Raw genomic sequence first — 13,668 nt, 5'->3', positions numbered from 1 at the left:
AAAGAAATTTCGACAAAACATATTGGATGTCTGATTTCAGGAATGAATGGCGCAAAGCCGCCGTTTGCACTCATTCAGCAGCTTGCTTGTTTCACATGTTCCGGCGCTCCCTCAAAAAAGGGAAAAGCTCCCCCGACTGCTGTGCAGTTCCGGGAGCTTTCCCCCTTTCACTCTTACTGCTTATTTTCGATTTCGCCGTCCTGCTTGCCAGGATACTTCTGGTCATCGAATTTATAAATGTATACCTTTGCGAACTTGTTGTCGCCTTTGCTGTCAAAGCCAACCTTCGTTACCACACCTTCGAAATTGCTGATTTTGCGCACCGCATCGCGCACCTGCTCACGGGATGGCAGCTTATCGCTGTTTGCCTTGATTGCATCCTTCAGACCCTGCAGCAATACGCCCATTGCATCATAGCCGTATGCAGAGTAGCCTTCGATGCTCTTGCCGAACTTCGTCTTGTACTCATCTGCAAATTGCTTGCCCTTTTCAAACGTCGTTACATCGGCTGCAATGGATGTGTAGAAGGTATTCTTAATCGCTGGACCGGCAATTTCCACCAGGGTTGCGGAGTCAAAGCCGTCACCGCCCATGACTGGAACATTCAAGCCCTTTTCACGCGCCTGCTTGATCAACAAACCGCCCTCAGCGTACAAGCCACCGAAGAAAATCAGATCAGGCTTCTTTGCCACTGCCTTGTTCAATACGCCATTGAAGTCCTTTTCGCCAACTGTAATGGACTCATAGCCGACTACTGTCGCGCCTTTTTTCTCTACAGCTTCCTTGAAGGCTTTGGCAAGGCCTGTGCCGTATGCCGTCTTATCATCCACGATGAAAATGTTTTTGCCGCCCAGCTTGCTTACCGCGTAGTCCGCACCTGCCGGACCCTGGAAGTCATCACGCGCGCAAATCCGGTTTACAACCTTCAGCTTGCGGTCCGTTACGTCCGTTGCTGTGTTTGTCGGGGACACCATGACAAGGCTATTTTTCTCGTACACTTCAGAAGATGGAATGGCAACACCGGAGTTCATATGGCCGACCACCCCAAGAACATCCTTATCCGCGCCGATCAGCTGCGCATTGGCAACCCCCTTCTTCGGATCAGCCTGGTCATCATAAGGAACAAGCTGCAGCTCAAAGCCAAGCTTCTTGAATTCTTCCTTCTGCTTCTCCACCTGCAATTGCGCACCAAGCTTAATGGCTTCGCCCTGTGTGGCAGAACCGCCGGACAGCGGGGATTGTGTAACCACTTTAATTACTTTGCCGCCACCGGAAGCTGTGCCGGATGTTTGCTCAGTTTTCGTGCCGCAGCCGGCCAGTACACCAAGCAAGAGAGACGTGGACAGGACAAATGCCATACTTTTCTTCAAAATCATTGTTCATCCTCCTTTGTTTTTTAAATTTTTAAAATATTTAGTTAAATGATACATGATATTTCACTGTTTGTACAACACTGTGTGGCTTTATATTTTTCGACAGATGGTACGTAAAATTTGAAAACACATAAAAAAGCCCGGACAGCGTGCTGTCCGGGTCTCTCTTCTATTCACGCTGATCCTTCCATACTTCAACAACTGCTCCGGCTTCGCTTGTATCAAGCACCAGGCTTCCGTTGCTGTTGCGGTCCTTTGCTTTTAACGTTTGCGGATCAAGCTGTTCCGTTACATTCCGCTCCGTCCGCATATACAGGACTTCATTCGGCTGTACCCGCTCCGCACCGACAATGCGGTACGGATTTGTTTTCACTTCCTTGAAAATGACCGTGCCGCGCTTGGCGCGTGAGGACAATTCCACCTCTTTCACCCGCATCCGCTTCACGCCGCCGCGCTGGGTGACAATGACAAGCTCATCTCCTGTCTCCACCGGCATGGCAGCAGCCACATAGTCTCCATCCTTCAGGCTGATGCCTTTCACGCCAGCCGCCCGGACGCCGACCGGCGCCACCTCCTGCTCATGGAACAGCAGCGCATAGTTGGCATGCGTCAGCAGCATGAGCAGCTTCGCCCCATCCGTGGTATGGATGCTGACGACCTCATCGTCTCCCTTGACATTGACGGCCACAAGGGCTCTGGAATAACGCTGTACCTTATATTGCTTCAGCTCTGTTTTCTTCACCATTCCATTTTTGGTGACAAACACCAAGAAGCGTGGATCTTCCTCAAAGCTTTGTACAGGAACAGCCTCCAGCAGGCTCTCGTCCTTCTCCAGCGATACAATGTTGGCAACATGCTGCCCCATATCCTTCCAGCGGATATCCGGAATTTCATAGACAGGGAGATAGATGTAATTTCCCTTGTTCGTGAACAGAAGCAGCGTATCTGTTGTATTAATATCGAACCGGCGCAGCAGACGGTCGCTCTCCTTCATGCCGAAATCCTTGCCGTTAGAGGCATTATGGGAACGCCAGCTTGTCCGCTTCACATAGCCGTCCTTCGTCACTGTTACAATGACGTCCTCCTGGGGAATCATGACTTCCATATCAATTTTAATATCCTGGATTTCTTCCTCCACAGTGGTGCGGCGTTCATCCGCGTATGTCTTCTTTACCCGCTTCAGCTCGTTTTTGATCACGGCCAGCAGCTTTCGCTCACTGCCCAAAATGGCCTGCAGCTCGTCGATTTTTTGGCGCAGCTCATCTGCTTCCTTCTGCAACGCGGTAATGTCCGTATTCGTCAAACGGTACAGCTGCAAGGAGACAATGGCTTCCGCCTGCGGTTCTGTAAAAGCAAAGGCCTCAATCAGATTGTCCTTCGCATTCCGCTTATCCTTGGATGCGCGGATCGTGGCAATGACTTCATCAAGAATGGAAAGTGCCTTCATCAGTCCATCTACAATGTGCTGGCGCGCTTCCGCCTTCTCCAGCTCATACTGCGAACGGTTGGTCACAATCTCACGCTGATGGGCAATATAAGCGTCCAAAATTTGCGGCAGGCTCATCAGCTTCGGGCGGCGGTTGTAAATGGCCACCATATTAAAGTTATATGGCACCTGCAGCTCTGTATTTTTATACAAATAATTCAAAATACCGGCAGCATTTGCATCCTTCTTCAGCTCAATGACAACGCGCAGCCCGGTCCGGTCTGTTTCATCCCGCACCTCGGAGATGCCTTCGAGCTTCTTGTCCAGGCGCAGTTCGTCAATTTTCCGCACAAGATTTGCTTTATTTACCTCAAACGGAATTTCGCTGACAACGATTTGCTGCCGGCCGGACTTCATATCCTCAATAGCGGCCCGGCCGCGAATGATAATTTTGCCGCGCCCTGTTTCGTAGGCGCGCTTAATCCCGTCCGCTCCCTGCATAATGCCGCCGGTTGGAAAGTCCGGGCCTTTGATGACCGTCAGCAAATCGTCCACCGTACAAGCCGGCTGGTCAATCCGCATAATGGCAGCGTCGATGACCTCGCCAAGATGGTGCGGAGGAATTTCTGTCGCATATCCAGCGGAAATCCCTGTTGAACCGTTCACAAGGAGGTTCGGGAACATAGCCGGCAGCACAACCGGCTCCTCGCTTGTGTCATCGAAGTTCGGTACAAACTCCACTGTACGCTTGTCAATGTCCCGAAGCAGCTCTGCCGCAATCGGGGACAGCCGCGCTTCCGTATAACGCATGGCGGCTGCCGGGTCGCCGTCGATGCTCCCATTGTTGCCGTGCATCTCCACAAGCACGTTGCGCAGCTTCCAGTCCTGGCTCAGGCGCACCATCGCTTCATACACAGAGGAATCTCCGTGCGGATGATAGTTACCAATTACGTTACCAACCGTCTTGGCGGCTTTGCGGAACGGCTTGTCATGCAGATTCCCCTCTGCATACATCGAGTAGAGAATACGGCGCTGCACCGGCTTAAGACCGTCCCGCGCATCCGGCAGCGCACGGTCCTGAATAATATACTTACTATAACGGGCAAACCGGTCGCCAATCACATCTTCCAACGGGAGGTCATGAAATTTCTCAGCCTGCATGTTACTCCACCTCCGTTGCGGTAATCATTTCATTTTCTAAAATATTTCCTTCTTCCTGCATGCCAAATTGCACATTGCGCTCAATCCATTTGCGGCGCGGCTCCACCTTGTCGCCCATAAGAGTCGTAACGCGGCGCTCCGCACGGGCGGCATCATCAATTTTCACCCGGATCAGCGTTCTCGTGTCCGGATTCATCGTTGTGTCCCACAGCTGGTCCGCATTCATTTCACCGAGGCCCTTATAGCGCTGGATGACTGTGCCCTTGCCCATTTTCTTCAGGACGGTCTGCAGCTCTTCATCAGACCATGCATACTCGATCACTTCCTTCTTGCCCGTGCCTTTGCTGACCTTATAAAGCGGCGGCAGGGCAATATATACCTTACCCGCTTCAATCAGCTGCTTCATGTACCGGTAGAAGAAGGTCAGGAGCAGGACTTGAATGTGGGCCCCGTCTGTATCCGCATCGGTCATAATGACAATCTTGTCATAATTGATATCCTCCACAGAAAAGTCCGGGCCGACGCCGCCGCCGATTGCATGGATAATCGTATTGATTTCCTCATTTTTGAAGATATCGGACAGCTTGGCCTTTTCCGTATTGATCACCTTTCCCCGCAGCGGGAGCACCGCCTGAAAACGCCGGTCGCGCCCCTGCTTGGCTGAGCCGCCGGCAGAGTCCCCCTCCACCAGATACAGTTCATTTTTGTTCGGGTTACGGGATTGGGCAGGCGTCAGCTTGCCGCTGAGCGATGCCTCGGAACGCTTTTTCTTTTTGCCGCCGCGCGCCTCTTCACGGGCCTTTCTTGCTGCTTCCCGTGCTTGGAACGCTTTAATCGCTTTTTTAATTAACAAAGAGGCTGTATCCGGATTTTCCTCCAGAAAATAAGATAGGTTTTCCGAAACAAACGAATCTACAGCGGAACGCGCTTCGCTTGTGCCAAGCTTCCCCTTCGTCTGCCCTTCAAATTGCAGCAGCCCCTCAGGAATGCGGACGGAAACGATTGCCGATAAGCCCTCCCGGATATCAGATCCTTCCAGATTCTTGTCCTTTTCCTTCAATTGCCCGATTTTGCGGGCATACTCGTTAAAGGCACGTGTCATCGCCGTTTTAAAGCCGGCTTCATGCGTGCCGCCGTCCTTTGTCCGCACGTTATTGACAAAGGATAAGATATTCTCGGAATAGCCATCATTGAATTGGAAGGCAACCTCCACTTCAATCTCAGACTGCGTCCCCTCAAAGAACACGACCTCATGAATGGAGTCACGCTCTTCATTCAAGTAGGAAACAAACGCTTGAATTCCTGTTTCATAGTGGAAGATGTCCTCCAGGTCATTCCGTTCATCCCTGAGCGTAATTTTCATGCCCTTTAGCAAAAAGGCAGACTCGCGCAGGCGTTCACTTAACGTGTCATAGTGAAAGTTTGTTGTGCTGAAAATGGATGTATCCGGCTTAAAATGAATCTTCGTTCCGGTCTGCTTCGTTGTTCCAATTTTCTCCAGTGTTGTAACCGGCTGCCCGCCATTCTCAAAGCGCTGCCGGGAAATGGCGCCGTCGCGCTTGATCGTGACCACGAGCCATTCTGAAAGCGCGTTCACAACTGAGGCCCCGACGCCGTGCAAGCCGCCGCTTGTCTTATAGCCGCCCTGGCCGAACTTACCGCCGGCGTGCAGGACGGTTAAAATGACCTCAGGCGTTGGTTTGCCAAGCTTGTGCATTCCGGTTGGCATGCCGCGCCCTTTGTCTTCTACACTAATGCTGTTATCTTTATGTATCGTTACAATAATCTCATTTCCGAAGCCGGCAAGCGCTTCATCCACGGAGTTATCTACAATTTCGTAAACCAGGTGGTGCAGCCCGCGGTTGTCTGTACTGCCAATGTACATTCCCGGACGTTTGCGGACAGCTTCAAGACCCTCCAGCACCTGGATGGCGTCTTCATCATACTGAAACTGAGGCTGTGTCAAATCCATTCCCCTTTCCTTCCCACTATCAGAACATATGTTTCTATTATAGCATACAAGTCTCTTTTCTGTTTGACAAGGGACTCTGTATAAAATATACAAGATGGAAAACAAAAATCCTTGTTGCTGACAAGGATTCCTTTACGCTACTATTTCAGAAAACCAACCATTTGTCAATCTGCCGGCTGGCCTCTGAAAGGCCGAAGCCTTGATTCAGACTGGGGATTTCACCTTTTTTCGCGCCTTTTCCTTCCCTTCCCCAGTCCCCCAAAAATTTTTTCGGCAAATCATGACAAGGTGAAGCGCGTGCTTTGCATTCTGTCGAATTTCCGCTGCATTCCCGGAAAGCCCTGAACTTTCTGCTCCCGTCAACCGCGAACAGCCGCAACGGACTTTGGCAGACAAAAAGGAAAAAAGCTGCAGCAGGCAGCTTTTTACTTCGTCAAGGCATGCTCGACCTTAATGCAGCGGTCCATAATGACGGTATAGCCCTTTTCCCGCAAAAACTCATAGGCAGCCTCATCAGCCAAACCTAACTGGGCCCAGTACACATCAGCATCAATTTGCACAAATTCCTCTGCCACGCCCATCAAATGCTCGGAGCGGCGGAACACATTGACAATATCCACATGCTCCTGAATATCGGTCAGCACTTTGTAAGACTTCTCTCCCAATATGTACTCCGCATTCGGATTGACCGGGATGATGCGATATCCCGCATCCTGCATAGCCTTGGACACCATGTAGGACGTGCGGTCCGGATTATCGGACAAGCCGACCACCGCAATGGTTTTGCTTCGCTTTAAAATGTCGCCGATTTCGGCGCGCGTCGGGTTTTGAATGGCCATTTTCCTCACTCCTTTTCTCCAGTATACAAAAGAAGGAAAGCGGCTTCAAATGAAGCGGCTTTCCTTCTTGTTAATTGGAGCCGGATTCCAGTGTAACCTGCTGCTCCAGCTTTTGGCCGTCACGATAGAAGGTGATTTTCATAGTGTCACCGATCTTCTTTTTCGTATACAAATACTTGCGGAACTGCGCGGCGGAAGCAATCTGCTCATTATCAAGAGCTGTGATGACGTCATACTCCTTCAGTCCGGCCTTTGCCGCCGGGGAATTTAATGTTGTCTGCAGAATCAGCACGCCGCTTGTAATTTCCTTTGGCAGCTTCAGACGGTCAACCACATAGTTTGGCAGTTCTCCGAGCGAACGCAGCTGCACGCCAACGAACGGACGCTGCACCTTGCCGTACTTCTCAATGGATTCCATAATCGGCTTTGCGAGATTAATCGGAATGGCAAAGCCGATGCCTTCTACTTCCTCCTGGGCAATTTTGCTGGAATTGATGCCGATGACTTCGCCATTCGCGTTCAGCAGGGCGCCGCCGCTGTTTCCCGGATTGATGGAAGCATCCGTCTGCAGTACCTGTGCATCCCAGTCAGGGTTGCCGTCCTGGTCCAAATCCACTGGAATTTCCCGGTCCTTGCTGCTGATGATGCCCTCTGTAACCGTCCCCTCCAGACCAAGCGGATTTCCGATGGCAATGGCCGTTTCTCCGACACGTACGTTATCGGAATTGCCCAATGTCGCCACCTTCTTCACATCAGTCCCGTCTATTTCCACAACAGCCAAATCCAGCAGCTGGTCTGTGCCAATGAGCTTGGCTGTTACCTTTTTGCCGCTGTCCAGCTTGACCTCCAGCTGCTTTGCCCCTTGCACCACATGATTATTCGTCACGATCAGCGCTTTGCTTCCTGCCTTTTTGTAAATCACGCCGGAGCCTTTTCCCGCCTCTTGCACGTTAGCGGAGAATGGGTCGGAGGACTGGTAATTAATGACGCCGACCACTGCCTCCTTTGCCCCTTGAATCATGCCGGCAAGGTCTGTCGGCTTTGAGCTTTGTACAACCGGCACCGCTGTTCCTTCCGTTTGCTGCACTTGCCTCGCCTGGTTCACTTGATTAAAAACGGGAACATACGGGGCAGCCAGCGAAATGCCGACAGCACCCACCACCGCACCAACCAGACCGGAGAAAAAGTAACCTTTTCTGCTGCTCTGCTTCTTATCTTCATATCTGGACATTTCTGTGTCATCGTAGTATCCCATTTCAAATCTCCTTCCTGTTTTATCATATTTACAGTGTACCTGCCACCTGTGAATTCATTGTGAACTTGCCGTGAAATACAAAAAACTTTCTGTATTCCCATTGTAGCCAAAATGATGGGAAAACGCATCTCCCTGCTATTCCTCAAATTTATAGCCGGCCCGGATCACGGTGGCAATATGGGCCGCCTTATCGCCCAGCTTGCTGCGCAGCTTTTTGATATGCGTATCCACTGTGCGGTCGTCTCCGTAATAATCATACCCCCACAGCTGGTCCAAGAGATGCTGCCGGGACAGGACAATCCCTTTGTGCTCCATCAAGTACAGCAGCAGCTCAAACTCCTTATGAGTCAGGATAATGTCTCTCCCATCCATCATAACGGTACGCGACAGCTTGTTCACCTCAATGCCGCAGAGCGACAGCACATGCTCATCCGGCTGCCCGCCTGCTCGTTCCGCCCGCTTCAGCAGGGTTTTGGCCCGCGCCACCAGCACCTTGGGGCTGAAGGGCTTTGTCACATACTCATCCGCCCCCATCTCAAACCCAAGCAGGGTGTCCTCCTCATCCGAGCGTGCTGTCAGCATGATAATGGGCACGCCCGATTCCTTTCGGATGCGGCGGCATACGGACCAGCCGTCCATTTCCGGCAGCATGATGTCCAGTACAATCAAATCTATATGATGCTGTTCAAATTGCAGCAGAGCTTGCTTGCCGTCTTCGGCCTCCAGCACTTCAAAGCCCTCTTTCACAAAATAATCTCTGACGATTTCCCGAAGCCGGTGTTCATCCTCGACAAGCAGTACGGTCTTTCCGTTCAATCCATACGCCTCCCTGTTGATCTAAAATGCTTGCATTGCCGCTGCGAAATGGCAGCACGGGTTTCCGGTTTTCCCGTTAAAGCCCGCCGCCCACACTAGTGCGGACATACTGCAATCATTCTAGCATATCCGCATTTGCCGAGCATAGAATTTCTTCCGCTGCCCCCCTGTGCACCTCTCGATATGGCTCTTACTTTTCCTGTATGCAAAAATTCCTTCCCGCACCAGATATGGCATGATGGCGGAGCATTCGACACACATTACGCGGAAAAAACGACTTCTAACTTTTTGGTTATATGGTACAATAGATAGGAAAAATAGAGCAGCTGACTGGAAAAATTCATGATTTTAAAGGAGAATTGGATTTATGCTTACATACATATTATTGCTGGCCGCCTACCTGCTCGGGTCCATCCCGTCTGCGCTCATCGTCGGCAAAGCGGGATATGGCATTGACATACGCGAGCATGGCAGCGGCAACCTCGGCGGGACAAACACCTTCCGGATTTTGGGGAAGAAGGCTGGTTTTATTGTCACGCTGGCAGATATCTTAAAGGGCACCCTGGCTGCGTCTCTTCCGCTCCTGTTCAGCTTGGACCTGCACATGCTTTGGTTCGGCCTGGCGGCAATCATCGGACATGTCTATCCGGTGTTTGCCAAGTTTCGCGGCGGAAAGGCTGTCGCAACGACAGCCGGTGTATTGCTTGCCTATCAGCCGCTTATGTTTCTGATTTTGCTGGTTGTATTTCTGACGCTGCTGTTTACGACAAAATATGTCTCCCTGTCTTCCATGCTGACAGCGGTGGCGGCTGTCATTCTGGCCTGTCTGGAGGGAGACAAGCCGCTCATTGTCGCCATTTCCTTTATTGCCCTGTTTCTCATTTACCGGCACAGGGCCAACATTAAGCGGATTATGGCCGGCACGGAGCCGAAGGTAAAGCTGAAAAAGTAGTATTCATAACATAGGTTGGTTTACGAAAGTATATAAGTAGAGCCTGCCTATGTTATTTTGTATACTGGAGATTATGGAGGGATACATGATGAAGATTTCGGTTTCAAAGGATGCCGCCCGCTGGTATCGTGAAGAGCTTCACTTGCAAGCAGGGGATGCGCTGCGCTTCTTTGTACAGTACGGAGGCTACAGTACGCTGCAAAAGGGATTTTCGCTCGGCATCCGCCAAGATACGCCTGCGCTGCCTGCAGCGAAAGCAACAGTGGATGACATCTCCTTTTTTATTGAACAGGATGATGAGTGGTATTTCGAAGGCCATGACTTATCTGTTACATACAGCAGCGGTGATGAGTACCCGCAGTTTTCATACCAGAAAGCAGGCTGAAGAGGAGCCTTCCTGCCATAGAAAAAAGCGTGCCGCGGCACGCTTTTACTGCTTCTTCGCTTGTTCATATACTTCATACCACTCTGGATAGAGCTTCTTAAAGGAAACAGGCCGGAACGTATCCTTCTTCACCAAAATATTGGTTGTATTTGCGGTGATGCACAGGTCCCCCTGCTCATTATAAATTTCGTAGCCGTACACAACCCGCAGCGGATTCAATGCCTCAACCCAGGTTTTTACGATGGCTTTCTCCCCATACCGCATGGCTTTGCGATACTGCACCTGCAAATCCAGGACCGGAGAAACAATGCCCTCCTCCTCCATCTGCACATAGGATAAGCCGAGTTCGTCAATCAGCTGTGTGCGGCCAAGTTCCAGCCAAATCACATAATTGGCATGATAGACGACTCCCATTTGATCCGTTTCTGCGTAACGGATTTCTACAATTTTTTCTGCAATATGCATGCTGCCAGTCTCCTTCTCCTTGCAATGTTTCCATATCATTCATCATAGTACAAGACGCAGAAAAATAAAATAGAAGCGACGTATCTTTTCCCTTGGGAGGGTGAGAAGCATGCTGCAGATTGCAGTCGTCCAAAGCGGCGATACCTTATATAAACTGGCCCAGACGTACGGCACTTCCATTGACACCATCGTGCAGGATAACGGTTTGAATGCGGCGCAAACGCTCGTGGTCGGGCAGGCGCTCATTGTCAATACACCCGGAAATGTCTATTATGTCCAGCCTGGCGACAGCCTCTATAAAATTGCCCAAACCTATAATGTGCCGGTGGCCTCACTGGCGAATTCCAACAGCTTATCGTTAAATGCCATGCTGCAGGTCGGGCAACGCCTCTATGTTCCAAGAGGGGCAAAGCGAGCTGTTGAATCCATTGCTTATGTACAGCCATTTTCCATCCCGATCAAAGAAAGCCTGCTTGTTTCAGCACGGGCCGCCAGTCCATATCTGACATATCTGGCCCATTTCAGCTTTGAGCCGCGCCGGGACGGCACACTGAAGGAGCCGACAGGATTGGCCGATATACTGGAGATTGCCCGGGCGCAGCGCGTCATTCCCATGATGGTTATTTCCGATATTGAGAATGGGGGCTTCAGTACAGAATTAGCCAGCATCCTGCTGAATGATGCTCAAATCCAGCAGCGCTTTATCACGAACATTCTGCAGTTGGCCCAACGCTATAATATGAGAGACGTGCACTTTGATTTTGAAGATGTGGCAGATACAGACAGGGAAGCGTACAATCAGTTTTTAAGAAACATAAAAGCACGCCTGCCGGAAGGGTATATGCTGAGCACGGCACTTGCGCCGAAAACAAGCTCCAAACAGACAGGGCGTTATTATGAGGCGCATGATTATCCGGGACAGGGGCAGATTGTGGATTTTGTGGTTCTGATGACATACGATTGGGGCTGGCAGGGCGGGCCGCCGCAGGCTGTATCCCCAATCGGGCCGATCAAGCAGGTGCTGCAGTATGCAAAGTCCCAAATGCCGGCAAGCAAGATTATGATGGGCCAGAACTTATACGGATTCGATTGGACATTGCCATACCGCCCGGGCAATCCGCCGGCGAAAGCGGTCAGCTCCGTTGCCGCCGTAGCGCTTGCCCGCAAGTACAACGTTCCGATCCGCTATGACTTCATTGCGCAGGCACCGACCTTCCGCTATACCGATGAACAAGGCCGGCAGCATGAGGTATGGTTTGAAGATGCCCGCTCCGTGCAGGCAAAGTTCAACTTGATAAAGGAGCAGGGTGTGCGCGGCATCAGCTACTGGAAAATCGGCCTGCCTTTCCCGCAAAACTGGCGCCTGCTGAACGAGAACTTTACGATCACCAAGAAAGGCTGACACGTGTCAGCCTCTTTTTTAATGCTCTTTGCGGTATGCGTACTCTTCCTTAATCTCGCTGCGCATGGCTTCAATGCTGTCCATCCGGCGCTGGTTCTTTGCCTCGATTGCGGCGCAGTCCTGTGCTGTGGAATTTGCCATCGCATCCTCTGCCGCATGGATGTTATGAATGGTGTTCTGCACCATTTCCTGCAGCTTTTCGACGTTATCGCTGCGGTCATCCGGATTCGGTGTGAAATTCTTTGTCATCGCGATTCCTCCTTGCAAAGTTGAATTACAACGTTAGTTTGGTTTAAGAAGACTTGAATATGTACCGAAAATAAGGAGATTTCTGGTACATTCCAACTGTGCACCCCCAAATAAAAACTGTCCAAGGAAGCGAAATTTGCTTCCTTGGACAGCCACAATCAGCCGTGATCGGCAATTGGTTCTTTTCCCGTCTTGTCAGCCAGCTTGCGGCCGTTGTTGCTTTTCACATCACGCGGCTGCGCTCCTGTGTGCGCTGGTCTGAAATGTGCTGAATTTCGTTTTGGATTACCCATTTCTCATCCCTCCTCATTGCTAGTATATCCCGCATGACCGGGAAACAAATTGGAGGTTACCGGCAAACCAGCCTTATTCAGCCTGCTGCAGCCGGATTTCAAGGCGCTGCTCAAGGCGTTCTTCAATGCGCTCAATGGCTTCGCGGTCATTCATCAGCTGCCGTTTATTTTCCAGCACCAGCTCTTCAAAGGTTTTTCTGCGGTTTCGTCTCATGCCCTTCATCCTTTCCATTTCTTACTGACTAGTATGGACAGGCCAAGGACAATTTAATCGGATTTGTAAGAAAATTTGTTTTATTGCCGGTCAGCTATTCCAGCTTATCCAAGCTCTTCTTCATAAATTCCTGTGTCATGGGGCCAATAAACTTCTGGCGCATGACTCCCTTTGTATCGATAAAATAGGAGGTCGGCAGGCTGATGATTTTATACGTTGCACTCACATTCGTCAATGAATCCATCAGCACCGGGAATGTCAGCTTGTGCTCTGTTACAAAAGCCGCCACCTTTTCCTGCGCTCCGCTTTTTTCAGACACGGTGTAGTTCACCGCCAAGATGACAACATCCCTCTGATGCTGCCCGTAAAAGGCCTGCATCTCCGGCACTTCCTTCTGGCATGGCGGGCACCATGTGGCCCAGAAATTTAAAATTACTTTTTTGCCGCGGTAATCAGACAGCTTGACTGTTTTTCCATCATATGTCTGAAGCTCAAAATCCGGCGCTTCCTTGCCGACCTCCAGCCCGGAGTTGGCTATGGAAGCCGGTATCTTGGGACTCGACGAGGCGGGCTGTTCCTTCTTTGCCAGCTGGCTGTAGGCTGCCTGCCCAATTAAAGCAGCCAGCAACAGCAGCACCAATCCCTTGCGTATCATCCTCACCATTCCTTTTACATTTTCTTCCTTTATCTTGTGTTATGCCGCAGTGTTCTATTCTCTTAAGTGTACCATATGCAGCCAACGAACAGACAAGCGGGAATAAAAAGTTTGCGGAAAATACACACAATGCTCCCTTTGCAGCCTATCTCACCAATTAGAAATTCCATTCTTCAAAATGCATGTAACTTGTATGATTTTATTTATTGGT

At 50.6% G+C, this 13,668-nt stretch carries 14 protein-coding genes; 3 read left to right on the top strand and 11 right to left on the bottom strand.

Features of this window, described 5'->3' with window-relative positions:
* Window positions 1-173: 173 nt before the first annotated feature.
* From NK662_RS11390 to NK662_RS11365, 6 genes are all read right to left on the bottom strand, one after another.
* Window positions 174-1,376 (bottom strand): branched-chain amino acid ABC transporter substrate-binding protein, encoded by a 1,203-nt coding sequence (locus NK662_RS11390; protein ID WP_254759058.1) that lies wholly within the window; start codon window positions 1,374-1,376, stop codon window positions 174-176.
* A gap of 166 nt (window positions 1,377-1,542) precedes the next feature.
* Complete coding sequence (parC, locus tag NK662_RS11385; RefSeq protein ID WP_254759057.1) at window positions 1,543-3,960, bottom strand: DNA topoisomerase IV subunit A; 2,418 nt, start codon at window positions 3,958-3,960, stop codon at window positions 1,543-1,545.
* Window position 3,961: 1 nt separating this feature from the next.
* Complete coding sequence (gene parE / locus NK662_RS11380) at window positions 3,962-5,926, bottom strand: DNA topoisomerase IV subunit B (protein WP_254759251.1); 1,965 nt, start codon at window positions 5,924-5,926, stop codon at window positions 3,962-3,964.
* A gap of 431 nt (window positions 5,927-6,357) precedes the next feature.
* A complete protein-coding gene (locus NK662_RS11375) occupies window positions 6,358-6,771 on the bottom strand; it encodes a CoA-binding protein (RefSeq protein ID WP_254759056.1) in 414 nt (137 codons plus the stop codon).
* Between the two features lie 70 nt (window positions 6,772-6,841).
* Window positions 6,842-8,026 (bottom strand): S1C family serine protease, encoded by a 1,185-nt coding sequence (locus tag NK662_RS11370; protein ID WP_254759055.1) that lies wholly within the window; start codon window positions 8,024-8,026, stop codon window positions 6,842-6,844.
* Window positions 8,027-8,161: 135 nt separating this feature from the next.
* Window positions 8,162-8,842: a response regulator transcription factor gene (locus tag NK662_RS11365; RefSeq protein WP_254759054.1), complete on the bottom strand. Its 681-nt coding sequence runs from the start codon at window positions 8,840-8,842 to the stop codon at window positions 8,162-8,164.
* 367 nt (window positions 8,843-9,209) lie between these two features.
* On the opposite strand from NK662_RS11365, the gene plsY reads away from it, so the two are divergent.
* Both plsY and NK662_RS11355 read left to right on the top strand, forming a co-directional pair.
* On the top strand, window positions 9,210-9,794 hold the full coding sequence (plsY, locus tag NK662_RS11360) for a glycerol-3-phosphate 1-O-acyltransferase PlsY (RefSeq protein ID WP_254759053.1): 585 nt from the start codon (window positions 9,210-9,212) through the stop codon (window positions 9,792-9,794).
* A gap of 88 nt (window positions 9,795-9,882) precedes the next feature.
* Window positions 9,883-10,179, top strand: coding sequence for a HesB/YadR/YfhF family protein (locus NK662_RS11355; RefSeq protein ID WP_254759250.1), 297 nt, complete (start codon window positions 9,883-9,885; stop codon window positions 10,177-10,179).
* A 45-nt stretch (window positions 10,180-10,224) separates the two neighbouring features.
* Here the strand turns inward: NK662_RS11355 and NK662_RS11350 are convergent, their stop codons facing one another.
* Entirely contained in the window at window positions 10,225-10,644 is a 420-nt protein-coding gene (locus tag NK662_RS11350) for an acyl-CoA thioesterase (RefSeq protein ID WP_254759052.1), read from the bottom strand.
* A 109-nt stretch (window positions 10,645-10,753) separates the two neighbouring features.
* On the opposite strand from NK662_RS11350, the gene NK662_RS11345 reads away from it, so the two are divergent.
* Entirely contained in the window at window positions 10,754-12,046 is a 1,293-nt protein-coding gene (locus NK662_RS11345) for a glycoside hydrolase family 18 protein (protein ID WP_254759051.1), read from the top strand.
* Between the two features lie 18 nt (window positions 12,047-12,064).
* On the opposite strand, the gene tlp is transcribed toward NK662_RS11345, so the two are convergent.
* The 4 genes from tlp to NK662_RS11325 all read right to left on the bottom strand — a co-directional run bounded on the left by tlp (window position 12,065) and on the right by NK662_RS11325 (window position 13,457).
* Window positions 12,065-12,295, bottom strand: coding sequence for a small acid-soluble spore protein Tlp (tlp, locus tag NK662_RS11340; RefSeq protein WP_254759050.1), 231 nt, complete (start codon window positions 12,293-12,295; stop codon window positions 12,065-12,067).
* Window positions 12,296-12,453: 158 nt separating this feature from the next.
* A complete protein-coding gene (sspN, locus tag NK662_RS11335) occupies window positions 12,454-12,588 on the bottom strand; it encodes a small acid-soluble spore protein N (protein ID WP_254759049.1) in 135 nt (44 codons plus the stop codon).
* Between the two features lie 73 nt (window positions 12,589-12,661).
* Window positions 12,662-12,802 (bottom strand): FbpB family small basic protein, encoded by a 141-nt coding sequence (locus tag NK662_RS11330; protein WP_254759048.1) that lies wholly within the window; start codon window positions 12,800-12,802, stop codon window positions 12,662-12,664.
* 94 nt (window positions 12,803-12,896) lie between these two features.
* Entirely contained in the window at window positions 12,897-13,457 is a 561-nt protein-coding gene (locus NK662_RS11325) for a peroxiredoxin family protein (RefSeq protein ID WP_254759047.1), read from the bottom strand.
* Window positions 13,458-13,668: the final 211 nt, after the last annotated feature.

This window comes from Ectobacillus ponti (assembly GCF_024294785.1).
In the GTDB taxonomy this organism is placed as follows: Bacteria; Bacillota; Bacilli; order Bacillales; family Bacillaceae_G; genus Ectobacillus; species Ectobacillus ponti.
This window is presented reverse-complemented; position numbering and strand designations above follow the sequence as displayed.